At 47.2% G+C, this 16,880-nt stretch carries 13 protein-coding genes and 1 tRNA gene; 7 read left to right on the top strand and 7 right to left on the bottom strand.

Going from position 1 to position 16,880, the window contains the following annotated elements:
• Positions 1-3: 3 nt before the first annotated feature.
• Together asnB and LDX50_RS17280 are read right to left on the bottom strand one after the other, a co-directional pair.
• Positions 4-1,905, bottom strand: coding sequence for an asparagine synthase (glutamine-hydrolyzing) (gene asnB / locus LDX50_RS17285; RefSeq protein WP_225698558.1), 1,902 nt, complete (start codon positions 1,903-1,905; stop codon positions 4-6).
• A 4-nt stretch (positions 1,906-1,909) separates the two neighbouring features.
• The gene (locus LDX50_RS17280) at positions 1,910-4,834 is read right to left on the bottom strand and encodes an FAD-binding and (Fe-S)-binding domain-containing protein (protein ID WP_225698557.1); all 2,925 of its coding nucleotides are present in this window, start codon (positions 4,832-4,834) and stop codon (positions 1,910-1,912) included.
• Positions 4,835-4,945: 111 nt separating this feature from the next.
• On the opposite strand from LDX50_RS17280, the gene LDX50_RS17275 reads away from it, so the two are divergent.
• A complete protein-coding gene (locus tag LDX50_RS17275; protein WP_225698556.1) occupies positions 4,946-5,416 on the top strand; it encodes a C40 family peptidase in 471 nt (156 codons plus the stop codon).
• On the opposite strand, the gene LDX50_RS17270 is transcribed toward LDX50_RS17275, so the two are convergent.
• Positions 5,413-7,092, bottom strand: a complete 1,680-nt coding sequence (locus LDX50_RS17270; protein WP_225698555.1) for a PQQ-dependent sugar dehydrogenase — start codon at positions 7,090-7,092, stop codon at positions 5,413-5,415. The two genes, LDX50_RS17275 and LDX50_RS17270, sit on opposite strands and share 4 nt — an antisense overlap.
• A gap of 132 nt (positions 7,093-7,224) precedes the next feature.
• Here LDX50_RS17270 and LDX50_RS17265 point away from each other — a divergent pair, with 132 nt between their 5' ends.
• The 5 genes from LDX50_RS17265 (at position 7,225) to LDX50_RS17245 (ending at position 10,697) form a co-directional block, all read left to right on the top strand.
• Positions 7,225-8,613, top strand: a complete 1,389-nt coding sequence (locus LDX50_RS17265) for an FAD-binding oxidoreductase (protein WP_225698554.1) — start codon at positions 7,225-7,227, stop codon at positions 8,611-8,613.
• 35 nt (positions 8,614-8,648) lie between these two features.
• A complete protein-coding gene (locus LDX50_RS17260; protein WP_225698553.1) occupies positions 8,649-9,467 on the top strand; it encodes a class II glutamine amidotransferase in 819 nt (272 codons plus the stop codon).
• A 64-nt stretch (positions 9,468-9,531) separates the two neighbouring features.
• Positions 9,532-9,605: transfer RNA gene (locus LDX50_RS17255), tRNA-Ala, on the top strand.
• 432 nt (positions 9,606-10,037) lie between these two features.
• Positions 10,038-10,304 carry a GIY-YIG nuclease family protein gene (locus LDX50_RS31095; RefSeq protein ID WP_420828563.1) on the top strand — a complete coding sequence of 89 codons (267 nt, stop codon included), beginning with the start codon at positions 10,038-10,040 and terminating at the stop codon, positions 10,302-10,304.
• A gap of 27 nt (positions 10,305-10,331) precedes the next feature.
• On the top strand, positions 10,332-10,697 hold the full coding sequence (locus LDX50_RS17245) for an energy transducer TonB (protein ID WP_225698552.1): 366 nt from the start codon (positions 10,332-10,334) through the stop codon (positions 10,695-10,697).
• 7 nt (positions 10,698-10,704) lie between these two features.
• Here the strand turns inward: LDX50_RS17245 and LDX50_RS17240 are convergent, their stop codons facing one another.
• Entirely contained in the window at positions 10,705-11,805 is a 1,101-nt protein-coding gene (locus LDX50_RS17240; RefSeq protein WP_225698551.1) for an acyltransferase family protein, read from the bottom strand.
• Between the two features lie 151 nt (positions 11,806-11,956).
• Here LDX50_RS17240 and LDX50_RS17235 point away from each other — a divergent pair, with 151 nt between their 5' ends.
• Positions 11,957-13,549 (top strand): sulfatase, encoded by a 1,593-nt coding sequence (locus LDX50_RS17235; RefSeq protein WP_225698550.1) that lies wholly within the window; start codon positions 11,957-11,959, stop codon positions 13,547-13,549.
• Positions 13,550-13,588: 39 nt separating this feature from the next.
• Here the strand turns inward: LDX50_RS17235 and LDX50_RS17230 are convergent, their stop codons facing one another.
• From LDX50_RS17230 to LDX50_RS17220, 3 genes are all read right to left on the bottom strand, one after another.
• Positions 13,589-14,443 carry a hypothetical protein gene (locus LDX50_RS17230; RefSeq protein ID WP_225698549.1) on the bottom strand — a complete coding sequence of 285 codons (855 nt, stop codon included), beginning with the start codon at positions 14,441-14,443 and terminating at the stop codon, positions 13,589-13,591.
• A gap of 113 nt (positions 14,444-14,556) precedes the next feature.
• The gene (locus LDX50_RS17225) at positions 14,557-15,828 is read right to left on the bottom strand and encodes a cation:proton antiporter (RefSeq protein ID WP_225698548.1); all 1,272 of its coding nucleotides are present in this window, start codon (positions 15,826-15,828) and stop codon (positions 14,557-14,559) included.
• Between the two features lie 111 nt (positions 15,829-15,939).
• Complete coding sequence (locus LDX50_RS17220) at positions 15,940-16,866, bottom strand: DUF3078 domain-containing protein (RefSeq protein ID WP_225698547.1); 927 nt, start codon at positions 16,864-16,866, stop codon at positions 15,940-15,942.
• Positions 16,867-16,880 lie beyond the last annotated feature (14 nt).

Genomic DNA, 16,880 nt, shown 5'->3' with positions numbered 1-16,880 from the left:
TCTTTAGATAAAATATCGCTTATACCACCATTGAAAAACCACCAGGCCCCAGATACGCGCATGCGTATCACCGGGGTCTGATGAGTATAGTTTCTTTCTCAGCTTATGAACCTTCTCCGGGTTGAAAATGCCCTGCTCCCTGAGCCAGGAATCTGCAAGGAGGTCATCTTCAATGATGGATCGCATATCCGTTCGAAGCCACTTCAGTAATGGTACCTCAAATCCCTTTTTAGGCCGGTTATATAATTCTTCCGGCAGTATTTCCCTGAAAGTATCCTGTACGATCCGCTTTCGTATCCCTCCGTTTATTTTTGATGAAACAGGAAGACTGTTGGCAAATTCAACAACACGATGATCCAGAAACGGCACGCGAACCTCCAATGCATGCGCCATTGACATCCGGTCAACCTTGGTTAACATATCATCCGGCAGCACCAGCCGCAGGTCTGCATAGAGGAAGTCGTTAAGTGTGGCGTTGTGCCCCGGGATATTTTCAAGTAATGCTGATCGTAATTTATTGTAATTGTCCGCGTCGAATTTTTCCTTTGAATTAGCAGAAAGCAAAGCAAATGCCTCGCTTTCCCGTGCATAGCCAGCCCAACGCCAATAACGGTCTTTTGGTGAGAGCTTCATGCCTTCGCCGAGTCTGTCCAGTTGTCGGAAAAGGTTGGTGAGTTTGTTATTTCTCGATTTTGGGAGGATATGCCAGAGTGGCTCCAGGGCTGCTGCTGCTCTTACTGCCCCGCCACCTTCGATTATCCGTTGAAAGGCGGCGTGTTTATTGTATCCGCCGAATAGCTCGTCAGCCCCATCGCCCGACAAGGCTACGGTAGCATGCTTTCGGGTCTCTCGTGAAAGTATGTTTACAGCAATCGCAGATGAATCGGCGAAGGGTTCATCGATGCCATCCAGAATTTCGTGAACGTGCCGGTAGAGGTCACTGTTGGTAAGGGAGAAAACATGGTGCTGACTTCCTATTTTTTTAGCCACCAGCTGCGCATAATTGGTTTCATCGAAAAATGGCTCATCCCTGTACCCGATGGAAAATGTATGCAGCCCGGGTTTGTGCCGTGCAGCGAATGTGGCGATTACCGAGCTGTCAATCCCACCACTCAGGAAAGACCCGAGCGGAACATCCGACACGAGGCGTTTCAGTACAGCATCTTCGAGTAACGTAGCCAGCTGTTTCTGCTGGTCCTCATAACCTTCCGATGCAGGCTTTTCATTATAGCGGGGAGGTGTATACCATATTTTCTTTTCAAAGATATTCGCATCGATGTAAATGGATTCCCCGGGGAGCATTTTTTTCACGCCTTTCATAATGGTTCGTGGCGCAGGAATGTAATTCAGCTGAAGGTAGGTATGCAGCGCCTCGAAATCCAGTTGCTTTTCGATCCCATAGGCCAGGATGGATTTCATTTCCGACGCGAAGAGAAACCTGTCATTGTCGGAAAAATAATACAGCGGCTTGATGCCCATGCGGTCGCGGGCCATGAATATGGATTTCTGCCGGCGGTCGTAAAGGGCAAAGGCGAAAAAGCCATTGAGTTTATTCAGTGCTTCACTTCCCTCCAGGATCAGCAGATGAAGCAATACCTCCGTATCACTGAGACTTCTGAAGGTTATACCCCGGGCCTCCAGCTCCTGACGAAGCTGACTGAAATTGAAGATTTCGCCATTAAAAATCAGGGTATACCGGCCGCTTGGATCCGTCATGGGCTGATTGGCATCAGGCGTTGTGTCAATGATGGAAAGTCTTCGGTGACCCAGGCCAACAGCTTCATCATGCACGGTATTCTGGAAGTCGGGTCCGCGGTGATCCAGCACTTGTGTGGCTTTCGCAAGATGGATCATGCTTACCCTGCCTATCATGTTAAACGCGTAAATTCCGGTAATACCGCACATAGAATTATTTTTTCAGGGCTTCGTAAAGAACTTCTACCGGATGTTTGGCTGATCTGCCCGTACCGTCCATGATTTGGTGGCGGCAGCTGGTTCCCGGTGCTGCAATGATCGTCGTAGATTCTTCCGCACGAACTGCAGGGAAGAGAACAAGCTCGCCAATCTGCATTGAAACGTCATAGTGCTCCTTTTCGTATCCGAATGATCCTGCCATCCCGCAACAGCCTGAAGGGATCATCAATACTTCGTAATTTACTGGCAGCGATAAAATTTTCTTCGTCGGCACGACCGATGACAGGGCTTTCTGATGGCAATGGCCGTGGAGGCGAATGCGCGCCTTCTCTGTGGTGAACTGATCCGACTGAATCCGTCCTGCCGCAATTTCCTCAGCAAGGAATTCATCGATCATAAAACTGCATTCTGCTAAAATTTTAGCGCGTGCCTGAAGGGATTCACCAACGATTTCAGGATATTCATCGCGGAATGAGAGGATCGCCGAGGGTTCAATACCAATGAGCGGCACCTTATCCGAAATGAGCTCGGAGAACAGGCGTACATTTTCTACAGCAATGGCTTTGGCCTCATCAAGCATACCCTTGGAAAAGAACGTCCGGCCGCTTTCCTCATGATCTGCCATTTTAACCGCGTACCCCAGCTCCGTGAGTAATTTAATGGCTGTAATTCCAATGGGAGTATCATTATAATCGGTGAATTCATCGCAAAACAGGTAAACCGTTCTTTTCGGATGTTTCGGCTGCAGCTGTGCCAGATTCTTTTCTGCCCATTTTCGCAGGGTGACCTTGTGAAGCTTTGGCATCGAACGCTGAGGTGCAATTCCCATAATTGATTTAGCCAGCTTTCCGGTGAGTCCGCCCGCTACAAACGTGTTATATAATCCCGCTACTTTGGAAGCTTTACGATTATTTGACGTGAATTGGGCGATCATTTTTGTGCGAAATGGAATACCGTGGCTCTTGTAGTACTGGTACTGCCATTCAGCTTTCATCTTTCCGATATCGACGTTCGACGGGCATTCCGACTTGCATCCTTTGCAGGAAAGACAAAGATCCATAACGGCCTTGATCTCCTCACTGTCGAAGGGGTTTTCACGCTTTGAATTCGTTAAAACCTCCCGGAGAATATTGGCCCGTGCCCGTGTTGTATCCATTTCATTTTTTGTGGCCATGTAGGACGGGCACATGGTCCCCCCGCTCAGGTGCGTCTTCCGGCAATCACCGGAACCATTGCACAGCTCTGCTGAACGAACGATCCCATGATAGGTGTCGAAATTAAAAATAGTATGAAACTCGGGCGTCAGCTGACCAGGCGTATAACGAAGCTGTTCATTCATGGCAGGGGTATGCACGATCTTGCCCGGATTAAAAATGTTTTTAGGATCCCAGGCAGCCTTGATATCTTTCAGTAGGGCAAAATTTGCATCCCCGATCATAAACGGAATAAATTCACCCCGAAGCCTGCCGTCGCCGTGCTCTCCGCTAAGGGAGCCCTTGTATTTTTTTACGAGCGCCGCAATTTCTTCCAGTATCACACGGAACATGCGATTGCCTTCCTGGGTCTTCAGATCCAGGATCGGGCGTAAATGAAGTTCCCCGGAACCGGCATGCGCATAGTGAACGCAAAAGAGATTGTATTTTTTCAGCGTTTCATTAAACTCGTCGATATAGGCCGGCAGGTCCTGAACATCCACGGCAGTATCCTCGATGACGGGAACAGGTTTGGCATCGCCCGGAATATTGCTCAGCAGTCCGAGTCCGGCTTTCCGGAGTGACCATACCCTTTTCGTGTCTTCACCCGTCACCAGCGGAAAGTGATAGCCCAGGTTTTTCGCCTTCAGATCTGCGACAAGCCCAGCCGCTTTTTTCTCCACTTCTTCGAGCGTGGACCCGCGCAGCTCCACCACCAGGATCGCTTTCGGGTCGCCCTGCAGGAAGAACCGGTTCTGCCGGTACTGGATATTACCCTTGGTGCATTCCAGGATATAGTGATCCATCAGTTCAGAAGCATAGGGCTCGTAGCGGATTGCTTCCAGGTTTCCAAGCAAGGCGTCATGAATGGATTCAAAATGCGCGCACAGAAGCCCTGAAACCGGGGGAGGCAAGGGATTGATACGCAGTTTGGCCTCGGTAATGAACATGAGGGTTCCTTCGGAGCCGGCGATGAGTTTGCAAAAGTTGAATTTTCCCCCGTTCTCTATGAACGGCTCAAGGTCCTTCAGCATATCAATGGCATAGCCGGTGTTCCGCCTGTGGATCGTCGGCTTGGGATAGTTACTGTCAATGTTCGCCCGGTTTTCAGGGTTGCTCAGCATATCCCGTATCTGGCGGTAAATTTCTCCCTCCAGTGTTTTCAGACTGCATTTTTCACTGAATTCATCGAGTGTCAGTTCACCGAATACCACTTCAGAGCCATCACTGAGAAATCCGTGAACCTCCATCAAGTGGTCCCGTGTACTTCCATAGACGATGCTGTTGGATCCGCATGAATTATTCCCGATCATGCCGCCGATCATGGCACGGTTGGCTGTTGAGGTTTCCGGTCCGAACAGAAACCCATGAGACTCGAGATACATGTTGAGTTCGTCACGGATCACCCCGGGCTGAACCCGTACCCACTGTTCCACGCTGTTATGTTCGACGATTTTGGTAAAGTTTTTTGAAACATCCACCACAATACCGTTGCCCACGACCTGTCCGGCCAGTGATGTACCTGCTGTGCGCGGGATCAGGCTGGTTTTTGCTTCGATTGCGTAGCTGATTAGCTGCCGGATATCTTCTGCATTTTCAGGGATCGCAACCGCCAGTGGCAGTTCCCTGTATGCCGAGGCATCGGTTGCGTACAGTTTCCGCATGGTGTCGTCATAATACAATTGGCCCTGCAGACGTTCTCCTAATGATTCCAGTGTTATTGACAAAGCGGGATGGTTCTAATGTGAAGTGGAAAATTAAATTCTTTTTGACATTGTTAAAAAGATAATGGTAATTTAAATACGCGTTTCATGATCGTATTTTTTAATTCTAACACCATGCACCGAATAGGATGGTATTTTTTACTGATCGCATCGCTGATTTCCTCGTGCGCATCTTCGAAAAAAACAGCAAAAACCGATACCCGGGTGGATACCGTTATCCAAACAGCCCGGAGTTACACAGGCACGCCCTATAAATGGGGAGGTACCACACGATCGGGAATGGATTGCAGCGGTTTGTTATGCAATGCTTTCGCGAGTATTGACTATCAGTTGCCGCGCACTTCTGCGGCGCAGAGTGAAGTGGGCCAGAAAGTGAAAAAAGAGGACATTAAACCAGGCGACCTCGTATTTTTTGCCACGGGTCGCAGCCGAAAGAAGGTGACGCATGTCGGACTGGTAACTACCATTAAAAAGGGTGAAGTCTGGTTTATTCACAGCAGTTCCTCTTTGGGTGTGATCGAAAGCAGCCTGGGGACGTCATATTACGCCAAACGATTCCTTCACGCCCGAAGACCCATCGATTAAATTGATTTTTTAATTCCTGTGATCTGATACACCTTCCCGTCGGCCTTTGTGAGGATGTATAATTCACCGGCGGCATCCATGCCGAACCGCAGATCTACCCTGGCCTTGCCCAGGCGCTCACGGAATGAGGAAATATTTCCGTCATCAAATTGAAGCTGAACCTCGGAAACCGCTGACTGCTTACCCTGCTTAAAATCAGACGCATCGGATAAAAATACGCGTCCGTTTATAATGCCTCCAAAAAGATAGTATCCCTCAATTTCCGGAATCTGCTTACCGTAATAAATGTATCCGCTGGAGATGGCGGCAATTTCGTCGTGGTCAACCTGAATCACTGGGTAGGTGAATCCAAAACCGGCATCGTCGGTCTCAAGTGAATATACCTTATCCATGCTTTCATTTTTAAACAGGCGGAAGGTTCCTTCCCGTTCCGGCCAGCCATAATTCCTTCCTTTTTCAATGATGTTGAGCTCTTCGATATTGGTATGCCCGATGTCGGAAGCCAGCATCCTGCCGTCAGCATCCCAGAAGATCCGGTGCGGATTGCGAAATCCCAGTGCATAAACCTCTGATTTATCTGGGTTAGAAGAAGGAATGCCATAATGCCCATTCATACTGTTATTACCTGCGGGATCAATTCGAAGGATGGTGCCCCACGGCTGCTGCTGATTTTGAACCAGGAATGCATACCCGTTTTCAACTGCGCCGCCATCGCCAATTCCGATGTACATCAAACCATAGTCTTGATCGCCCGGATTGGCATGGGGATTAAAGGCGATTTCCTGCATTCCGTGGATCTGGCTCACCATATCAATGCGCATAAGCTCTCCGTGTGTGCCACTAAAAACAGAGGATGTTGGATCATCGTGTTTCCATTCGTCGAGCACCCAACGCACTGTTCTCGGAATGGTATCTGTATAACTGAAATCAGCGGGTGCAGATGTCTTCGGATCCTCGGTATGACTGGTATAGAAGATTCCGTTTTGGTCATATTCAGGGTGAAAGGCAAAGCTTCCCAGGCCGGTGGCCAGTCCGGGCTGGGCAATGAAATGTTCGAAGTAATCCTCCATCTTCAGGAACGGAATCCATTGCTGGTCCTTTATTTCATACAGAATTCCATTCAGGTCGGAAATGAACTGCCGGCCTGATTCCGGGATCATTTTATTGATGCGCGCCACGGGTGGATTTTTGGCTGTTGGAGGAGCCGTAAGTACTTCTTTCAAAATGAGAATAATACCGGATTCCGGAATTTTTTGAGGAATGGGATCGTCCAGGGGCTGAAGACCAGCAGCTGCTGTTGAATTCGGCTTATCCGGATAAGTGTGCATATAGGCCAGGATGGCTTTCAGGTCGGCATCCGATAGGGTCTCAAAAGACGGCATGTAGGTATTAAATTTTTCAAATGCGGCAACGGCCCGGTTATCCCCGCCGGAGATCATCCTGGCCGGATTCCGGATGAAGCGTTGAAGCCATTCGTCCGATACTACTGTCGTTATACCGCCAAGGGCGGGTCCAATTCCGGTTTGTCGGAAGTTGTGACAGGACGCGCATTGCATTTCGAAAAGTTTTCTTCCTTTTGCGATTGTTTCCGGATCGTTGGTATACGCGCTTCTTTGGTTGCAGGCGACCAGAAGAATGCCTGAAAGTACAAATGCAACAAGTGTGTAAAATCTCATTCCTGATAAATCTAATAAAAAGAATTCTTTAAACATGGAAGACTCCTGTTTGTGGAAGTTTCAGGGTTGCTTTTGCCGGTTACTTGACGCATGAATTGCGTATATTTAGGTGCAGAAACAAGCGATCATGAAATGAGCGATCTTAAGGAAGAATATCTGTCAGGATGGGGAAATATTCCGATGGTGCGGGGTAAAATTGCCTTTGCTCATGATGAAGGTGATGTTTCCCGTGCGTTGAAAAACGGTTCGCTGATTTCACGGGGGAAGGGGAGGAGTTATGCAGATCAGGCTACCAATAACGGTGAGCTGGTGCTGAAGATGGAGAAAATGAACCGGTTCATTTCTTTTGATCCTGGAACCGGTATTCTTACAGCGCAGGCTGGTGTCACACTTGCTGAAATAATTAATGTCTTTGCCCCCCGGGGATGGTTTACAATGATCAATCCGGGAACGAAATATGTGACACTGGGCGGGGCTATTGCCAATGATATTCACGGGAAGGCGCATCATGCTGACGGATCATTTGTAAATAGTGTGATTGAGTTCACGATCATGCTGGCCGACGGGCGGGTTCTTACGGCCAGCCGCGAGGAAAATGACGACCTTTTCTGGGCTAATTTCGGCGGACTGGGTCTGTTGGGTGCGATTCTGACGGTAACGTTGAAACTTCGGAAAGTTGAAACCACATATTTTTCACAGAAGGCGATTGTAGCAAGAAATCTTGAGGAGATGATGGATGCGCTTGACGAGACGGAGCAAACGTACCGTCATTCGGTCGCCTGGATCGATTCACTGGCGAAGGGAAAAAACCTGGGGCGGGGTGTGCTTACGGTGGGGAATGAAGCCCGGTTTGATGAATTGCCTCCAAAGCTTCAAAAAGATCCCCTTGCAGTGGGAGCCAAACCAAAAATTACGGTGCCGGTTTATTTACCTTCTTTTACCCTGAATAAACTTACCATCAGTGTTTTGAACAGTGTACTGCATTATTTGCAGAGCCATGGAAAGCCCTTTACCCATTACGACAGCTTCCTGTTTCCGCTGGACGCGATCAATGAATGGAACAAAGGGTATGGAAAACGTGGGTTTATTCAGTACCAGTTTGTCGTTCCTGAGGAGGGCGGACGCGAAAGTGTGCGCCGGATCATGAAAGAGATCACTGAAAGCGACTGCAAGCCATTTTTAAACGTTTTGAAGAAGTTTGGGGAGGCTTCCGGGGGTCCGCTTTCGTTCCCAATGAAAGGTTATACATTCGCTATTGATTTTCCTATAACCGATCAGCTTGAGCCTTTTACGAAACGCCTGGACGAGATGGTACTGGACGCAGGAGGCAGGATTTACCTGGGCAAGGATGCGTTTCTTGATATGGATATGTTCAGAAAAATGTATCCAAATTACGGGGAATGGATGAAGGTAAAACAGAAGTACGATCCGGAATGGCATTTCAATTCAGATATAGGCCGGCGCCTGTTGCATACTGAGCATATACCCTTGGATGATACCGGAATGAAATCAACGATTTAGTTTGATTCAAAGCGCTATTTTTTCTAGATTCAGCTATGTGTCGATGGTTAGGCTATACTGGCAGTCCGATTTTACTGGATGATCTTTTATTCAAACCGACCAACTCCCTTATTCATCAAAGTTTACTATCCAAGGAAGGAGCTGAGCCTACGAATGGTGACGGTTTTGGCGTTGGGTGGTACGACGATCAGCCGGAGCCCGGAGTGTTTAAGTCTATAGAGCCTGCATGGAATGATCATAATTTGGCAGTCCTGAGCCGGCATATCAAGTCCCCCCTTTTTTTAGCCCATGTGCGTGCCACCACCGGCACCCCGATTCAGAAGACCAATTGTCATCCGTTTCACTACAAGAACTGGATGATGGTTCATAATGGTGTGATCTATGGGTTTGAAAAACTTAAAAGGGATATGGCATTTACCATTGATCCGGATCTGTATTATCTCATTCATGGCACAACCGATTCGGAGCTGTTGTTTTACCTGGCGATAACCTTTGGTTTGGAAAAGAATCCCAAGCAGGCACTACAGGTGATGGCCGGTTTTGCAGAGGACCTGGGCCGAAGGAACGGGCAGGGCAAGACTATTCAGATGACCCTGGGGATCAGTGACGGAGAGCGGCTGATGGCGGTGCGGTATTCCAGTGAGCGTAAGTCAAGAAGCCTCTACCACAGCACGAGCATTGAGGCGATGAAAAAGATCAACCCCGACCTGGCGCGCTTTTCAGATGACGCGCGTGCGATTGTATCCGAACCGCTGGGTGACTTGCGGGAATTCTGGGAGGAAATCCCCGAATCGAGTTTTGTGATGATCGATAAGGGAAGAGTTACCGTTGAGGATTTCCGGCCGGAAATCTGAGTCGTAAAATTGTAGGTTTCCGATTATTTTATGGAGGTTTATTTTATATATTTGCAATCCCTTTGGGGCTATAGCTCAGCTGGCTAGAGTGCTTGACTGGCAGTCAAGAGGTCGTGGGTTCGACTCCCACTAGCTCCACCTCCGCCCGCCGAAGCTCCGAAAGGAGCGAAGGCGGGCTTTCTTATGTCTGCACGTCGCTTCTTCGGGCTACGGCGGAGGGACTCCACTGTTAATGCTCCTTTCATATGCTTCGATAGAAGCGAAGGCGGGCATTTTCATTTGTACCCTTCATAACATTTTACTTTTATTAGCAGGCGGGCTTTCATCGTCGCTAAAGCTATGATGAACGAAGGCGGTGGAGGGACTCCACTGTTAATGTTCCTTTCATATGCTTGATAGAAGCGAAGGCGGGCATTTTCATTTCTACCTACCATAACATTCTGCTTTTATCAGCAGGCGGGCTTTCATTGTCGCTAAAGCTATGATGAACGAAGGCGGCGGAGGGACTCCACTGTTAATGCTCCTTTCATATGCTTCGATAGAAGCGAAGGCGGGCTTTTTCATGTCCGAATGAAGGTTTTACTTTACCAAATGACTGGCTTTTTTCATGTTTATATACTGAAGTGTTACGACGGTATTTATTATGTTGGGCGAACGAATGATTTATACAGAAGAATCAAGAAACATAATAACGGAGAGGTGGAATATACGCAATCACGCAGACCGGTACGAATGATTTACTATTGCTCTTTTGAAAACCAATTTTTGGCGATTCAATTTGAGAAATATTTAAAATCGGGAAGCGGAAGGGCATTTATGAAGAGGCACCTTATTTAGTTTTATCAATTTAAACTAATTTATACCATGACCATCATAAAATATCTTTCCGTGTGTTTCTGTGTTATCTCAATCAGCTGTTCTGCACAGACACTGGATGAGCCGGAGATAAGTGCAGTGATGTATGGTTCATATGACAGTCTTTTGTCAGTTACTCAAGCGATCCGAAAAATTGTTGAAAAAGAGAATAATTGCCACCCTGGAAAAGTATATGTGCAGATGGAAATTGATACCTCCGGAAATGTACGCCAGCCTAAAATCGTCAGATCATTGTGCCCCGCAGCAGATTCAATCGCTATGATTATCGCTAAACAACTCAAATTTCATCCTGCATGGCAAAATCAAACCAAGGTTAAATCAAATAAGATCATCACTATTCCCTTCCAACAATAACCACACCCTACACCTTCACAAACGTCTTGTTCCGGTACATATACCAAAGGATCAGGTAGAGGATCAGGAACCCCCCGAATACCTCCAGGGCACCATAATATGGGCCTGTATATTGTTCGGTACCGAAGAGGATAAACCCGGCAATCGTTGAAAAACGTATCACGTGCGACAATACATAGGCGGTGATAGCATTCATCCCGATCACCTTCAAAGGGAATGCCCATCGCCGGATCCCTTTCATATCGATAAGCCAGTAGAAAAACGCCAGGATCAGGTAACAAACGCCCGATGAAGCCAGCACGAAAGAGGAAGTCCAAAGCTTCTTGATGATCGGGTGCCAGATACCCATCAGTAAACCGGCCGCCAGTCCGATTACGCCGGCGAGCAATAAATTTCTCAGAACCTTTGGCTGACTCATGCCCGACTTGATCCACTCGCCCGCAAACATGCCTGAGAGGGTGGTGGCGACAAACCCGAAACTGCTGAGCAGCCAGGTGTACTGTGTCTGATCCTCAAACCGGTCGAATACAAGCCTGTCGAAATACAACGCGATATTTTCATCCGGCAGCAGCAGTCCGGCTTCACTACCCGGAACACTGATGGTGAGCAGTATCAGGGTAAAGGCGACCAGGCAGAATGTAAAAACCGCATACTGCCCTTTTTTGCTGAGGTGCATGTAGCAAAGACAGCTCACGACATATCCCACGGCAATCGCCTGCAGCGTATTGCTGAAAATATAAAACCTGTCAATATCCAGCTCGAGCAAATTTCCCTGTACAATCCAGCCCAGTACAAACAGGATTAAAAACCTCCGGCCTATTTTTAAATAGATATCCCTGTTTGAATTTGTTTCCCGGATTCTTTTGGATAGGGAAAACGGAATAACGGCGCCCACAGTAAAAAGGAAAAGGGGCATAATGATGTCGTATATGGTATTGCCGGTCCAGTCTGGGTGATCAAACTGATGCGCCATAAATTGCGTAAATGGCGTGTCGACGCCGCTGTAGAGCGCCCAGAAAAACTGGTCCAGGAGTATGATCCCAAGCATATCAAGTCCGCGTACGACATCGATGGATTCAATTCTGGCAGTGGATATATTGGCGTTCATGCTGATATGCGGGTTTCGACCACGACTCCAAAATATAAATTATACTTATGTGATCATACATTTTAAAATTATCATTCTGCTTGTTCTTTCCGAAGTATTCTTCGGACAGGTCTTTTTTGAATAAATATGTATCTTGAATTAAATCTGATCTATGAAAAATTTTCGAAGTTTTGATCTGATCTGTCTCCTGATAGTATTCCTTACGGCAGCGGGATGTTCGGAACAATCGGGAAATGCACCCAACATCATTTTCATTCTTGCAGATGACTTTGGAAATCACGATTTAGGATATACAGGAAGCAGTTTTTATCAAACACCCAATTTGGATCAGCTGGCATCGGAATCCATGATTTTCACCAACGGCTATGCGGCATGCCAGGTCTGCAGTCCGTCCCGCGCCAGTATCATGTCGGGAAAATTTCCTGCCCGCCATGGGATTACCGACTGGATCGGCGCACCGTTCGGGGAGGACTGGCGACGAATGAACCGGTATAACAAACTTTTGCCGCCTGATTACAAGCATCAGCTGGATACTGCCTACATCACCCTCCCGGAGGCATTAAGGGAAGGAGGGTATTCGACATTCTTTGCCGGGAAGTGGCACCTGGGAAGCAAGGGTTCCTGGCCCACCGATCATGGATTTGATCACAATATCGGCGGCTGGGACGCCGGCAGTCCGCGGGGCGGCTATTTTTCACCATATGAAAATCCGAATCTAGCCGACGGCCCTGCCGGAGAAAACCTTTCAATGCGCCTCGCTCGTGAAACTGTTAATTTTATACAGTCCCACCAGCAAAGTGAGAGTGATAAACCCTTCTTTGCTTTTCTGTCCTTTTATGCTGTTCACGGACCCATTCAGACCACTAAGGAAAAATGGAAAAAATACCGTGACCTGGCAGTGCATAATGGTATTGCTGATCACGGATATGAAATGGGAAAATTTTTACCCATTCGCCAGGTACAGGATAATCCGGTTTATGCCGGGTTGGTTGAACAAATGGATGATGCCATCGGGGAAGTACTCGCAGCCTTGCGGGAAATGAATCTTGATGAGAATACCATTGTAGTATTCACTTCGGATAATGGGGGTGTAGCCGCCGGAGACGCCTATTCCACCTCTAATTTGCCCTTGCGTGCGGGAAAGGGGTATCAGTATGAAGGCGGAATCAGGGAGCCTTATTTCATTAAGGTACCCTGGATGAATACGGGCGGACGAACTTCTGATATACCTGTGACCGGAACTGATTTTTATCCGACCCTGCTCGAACTGGCAGGTCTGCCCTTGCGAACTTCGGAACATTCTGATGGAGTAAGCCTGGTGAATGTATTAAAAGGGGATTCGATTGAAACACGACTGCTGATTTGGCATTATCCGCATTACGGAAATCAGGGAGGAGAGCCTTCGTCGATCATTCGGAGGGGTGACTGGAAGTTGATTTACTATTACGAAGACGGGCGAACCGAATTGTTTGATTTAGAGAAAGATCCGGGGGAACAGTCAGATGTTTCCGCTGATAATCCGCAAATCGTTGAGCGGCTACTCGATGAACTATTTAATTTCCTTCGGCAGGTGAATGCTAAAAGGCCTGTTCCGGATCCCGGGTATTCCCCGGAGTTGGAGCAAGAACACCTGGAAAGAGTAAAGAACGAAGTGTTACCCAGGTTGGAACAGCAAAGGCTTCAATTCCTCTCAGAGGACTTTGATCCGAATAATGACTGGTGGGGTTCTGCAGTAAAAGACTGAAGTTCACGTATTCAATCTTCGTCGGAGGGTTAGATTTAATTATTTTCTGCCCTGTGCAAGCCGGGCAGTCAGGAACAGGTTAAATCCTCCAAACCCAAATATTACTCTTCCTGTAAACTTGTCACTAAGTGGTAAATTTCTGATCTGATACGTATTACTTGAATAGGCAACCCCCAAACCAACTTGCTTAAAAATGAAATACTGAAGCGAAACATTGGTCTCAAGAACATTGATCTTAATATCGCTAACGTCGACGTAAAAATATTCCAGTGAATACCGGGCCAGCAGTCGGGGTCTCATATATCCGGCCCCATGAACACCCAGTAGTATAGCCGGGGCGATAAATTTTTCGCTTTCGGCATAACTCCGGTTATTCAGGCTCGCCGACATCCCCATATTAAAACGTACAGCACGAAGACCGAATGATAATCCCGCATTCCAGTTTCTTTCGCTGAAGAAGGAGTACCGCCAGGTGGCCCCGAAATAGTTGACATCGAATTTGATATTTGCAGACGCTCCGGCATAAAAGATGGTATCGTTGAATTCAATATCCTTTTCCAGTGTCAGGGAATTTGACCTGGCCATGCGCGTAAAGGTAAGGTTCATCTGCGATCTCTTACTCAACAAAAGAAGTCCGTCGATCCGAAATACATTCAGGTTCTGGTCCAGTTTCAGATCATCCTCGAAATTAATCTCTGTACCAAGTCCAAAATCCGAATCAAAGCGTACACGTGTTGTCATTTTTGGGAAATAATATCCCATCGACATATATAGTTTGGGCGAGAGCGAATCCTGTTCTTCATTGATATAGCTCTGTGAGAAAGCAAGGCTGCTAACAAGACTTAGAGCGAATAAAAAGGCGATGAACCTGAATCCTCTTGTTCCGGGGATCATGAATTTTGTATTCTTTTTTTGAAAATAATCCACAGATTTGATCACTTACCGATATCTGTAAGTTGGCCCGAATTAGACTTTAATCCAAGCATAAAATCAAGAGATTTGGGTGCTTACTGATCTTCCTGAAGGTCAGCCTTTTCGGTCTTTACTGAAACCCGTCGCACCAGATTTCCAACGGTCAGCCCCTGGACCAGAATACTGAATACAACAATCACGTAGGTCATCACCAGAAACAGCTCCCGGTTCATTTCCTGGGACAGGCTTAGTGCCAGGGCTATGGATATTCCTCCCCTGAGTCCGCCCCAGGTCATGACCAGGCTGGTACCAGGTACGAATTCAAGGCGTTTCTGAAAAAAAGAAATGGGCGGTAATAAGGATAGGTAGCGGCACAGCAACACAAGCGGAATGGCAATCAGGCCGGCCACCAGGTAATTCATTTCAATCGTCAACACAAGAATTTCCATGCCGATCAAAACGAACAGGATCGTGTTCAGGAGAATATCCAGCAATTCCCAGAACTTGTCGACATAGGTCTCGGTAATTTTGGACATCGACGAAGCCCGCATCGTATCATTTCCCACGATAAGTCCGGCAGTCACCATGGCAAGCGGTGCAGAGAGATGAAATCGTTGTGCCACCACGGTTCCGCCCATCACGGCAGCCAGGGTTATGATGACTTCGGTGTCATAATCATCGATAGACCGTAGCATACGATAGGTTAAAAAACCAAGGATTAATCCCAGTACAATGCCTCCCAGCACTTCGAGTCCGAATAATTCGGCGATCATCACCGGATCAATCGCCTGGCCGGGGGAGGAGGCAATGTGATAAATCGTTATGAAAACAACGACTCCCACGCCGTCATTAAAGAGGGATTCACCTACAATTTTGGTTTCGAGTTTTTTTGGCGCATCGGCCTGCTTGAGAATTCCCAATACGGCAATGGGATCAGTCGGGGAGATAAGTGCACCGAAAAGCAGGCAATAGATAAATGCCACATCCATGCCCAACAGCATCAGGAGAAGGTAGGTAACAATTCCAACGAGGAAGGTCGACAGTAAAACCCCAAGCGTCGAGAATGCCAGTATAGGGCCGCGCTGAATACGAAGCTGTTCGAAATTGGTATGAAGGGCACCCGCAAAAAGGAGAAAGCTCAGCATGCTGTCCAGCAGCAGTTCCTCGAAATCGATATTGGAAATTATTTCTTTTTCCGCCTCCAGGATGGTATCATCAAATTGGGCAATCCCGAGTACGATCAGTGTGAACACAATGGTAATGAGCATCAACCCGATGGTCGTGGGGAGCTTAAGGAAGCGCTCATTTACATAGCCGAAAATCGCGGCAAGTACTATCAGGATTGTGCTGATCAGAAAAATATCCATGGCTTTCAGGTTGTCCGTTGAAAATACTAATATTTTTTATCTATGGCATAATGAAAAAAGGACCGGCTAAACAAGCCGGTCCTTTTTTCCTGATATCTATCCTGCAAACTGTTAGAAATCATAGGTGATTCCAAACAGCCAGTAGGTCTGAAGTTTGTTGTCAATATTGTCGAATGTCGCATCCGGAAGCTCCAGAGTTTCACGCGCATAATTGAGTGCTTCCTGCTTGTTATCACGCAGGCCGAATTCAAGACCCATCCCGATATTCTTCCATACTTTATAGGAAAAAGCATTGGTCCACGTCCAGTTGGAAAGGTTACTGCTCTTGTAGCTGATAAAAGATGAGAGGTTCGACTTCAATGAGAAGTTCCCGAATTTTCTGCCATAGTTGGCCACGATCTTGGTACCGGCAGATGATTCAAATACATCATCAGTACTGCTGAAAACGAAATTATAGTTGAGCGGGTGAATAACCACTACAAGATCAGCCACAGGCTTCCAGGTAATACCAACCCCCACATCGAGATATCCGGGATCGTTAAAGTTGTTGATCAGTGTAGTCCGGTATTCCATCAGGAATGATGCCGCTATCTTTTTAGAAAGGTTATAGCCGAAGAGTGACTGAATGTTGAATACATCTGTAGTTGCCCGGAATCCCGCCTCGTCATCCGGATCATCTTTGTCATCCAGTTTTACCCAGCCAAGGTTGATCTGACCCGCATTGTACCAGAAGTATTTATCACGGTCCAGTCGCGCATAAGGGTTGATGGTAATGCCTATCTTTCCCGATGCGTTATTCGGTATTCCCTGGGCATACCAGTTATTGAATTCTGAAAAACTTGCCCCAATGGTTCCGAAAGCACCTGTTTTCCATCCCGGGAATGCGTCAATCTGCTTCTGCAGCGCATCAACCCGTCCCTGGATCGCACTGATGGAATCTTCCTTTGTTTTTTTAATCGCTTTTAATTCATCGATCGTTTGTCCGTATGAATACAAGCCAGCCAATAGAAAAATAATAGTCGTAAATAGTTTATTCATAGCATGTTGAGTTG

It is taken from the genome of Fulvivirga sedimenti (assembly GCF_020328055.1).
This window is presented reverse-complemented; position numbering and strand designations above follow the sequence as displayed.

What these genes read in the sequence shown, in the direction of transcription:
- asnB (WP_225698558.1), bottom strand. Translation starts at nt 1,905, where the DNA reads ATGTGCGGTATTACCGGAATTTACGCGTTTAACATGATAGGCAGGGTA.
- LDX50_RS17275 (WP_225698556.1), top strand. Translation starts at nt 4,946, where the DNA reads ATGCACCGAATAGGATGGTATTTTTTACTGATCGCATCGCTGATTTCC.
- LDX50_RS17270 (WP_225698555.1), bottom strand. Translation starts at nt 7,092, where the DNA reads ATGAGATTTTACACACTTGTTGCATTTGTACTTTCAGGCATTCTTCTG.
- LDX50_RS17265 (WP_225698554.1), top strand. Translation starts at nt 7,225, where the DNA reads ATGAGCGATCTTAAGGAAGAATATCTGTCAGGATGGGGAAATATTCCG.
- LDX50_RS17260 (WP_225698553.1), top strand. Translation starts at nt 8,649, where the DNA reads ATGTGTCGATGGTTAGGCTATACTGGCAGTCCGATTTTACTGGATGAT.
- LDX50_RS31095 (WP_420828563.1), top strand. Translation starts at nt 10,038, where the DNA reads ATGAAGGTTTTACTTTACCAAATGACTGGCTTTTTTCATGTTTATATA.
- LDX50_RS17245 (WP_225698552.1), top strand. Translation starts at nt 10,332, where the DNA reads ATGACCATCATAAAATATCTTTCCGTGTGTTTCTGTGTTATCTCAATC.
- LDX50_RS17240 (WP_225698551.1), bottom strand. Translation starts at nt 11,805, where the DNA reads ATGAACGCCAATATATCCACTGCCAGAATTGAATCCATCGATGTCGTA.
- LDX50_RS17235 (WP_225698550.1), top strand. Translation starts at nt 11,957, where the DNA reads ATGAAAAATTTTCGAAGTTTTGATCTGATCTGTCTCCTGATAGTATTC.
- LDX50_RS17230 (WP_225698549.1), bottom strand. Translation starts at nt 14,443, where the DNA reads ATGATCCCCGGAACAAGAGGATTCAGGTTCATCGCCTTTTTATTCGCT.
- LDX50_RS17225 (WP_225698548.1), bottom strand. Translation starts at nt 15,828, where the DNA reads ATGGATATTTTTCTGATCAGCACAATCCTGATAGTACTTGCCGCGATT.
- LDX50_RS17220 (WP_225698547.1), bottom strand. Translation starts at nt 16,866, where the DNA reads ATGAATAAACTATTTACGACTATTATTTTTCTATTGGCTGGCTTGTAT.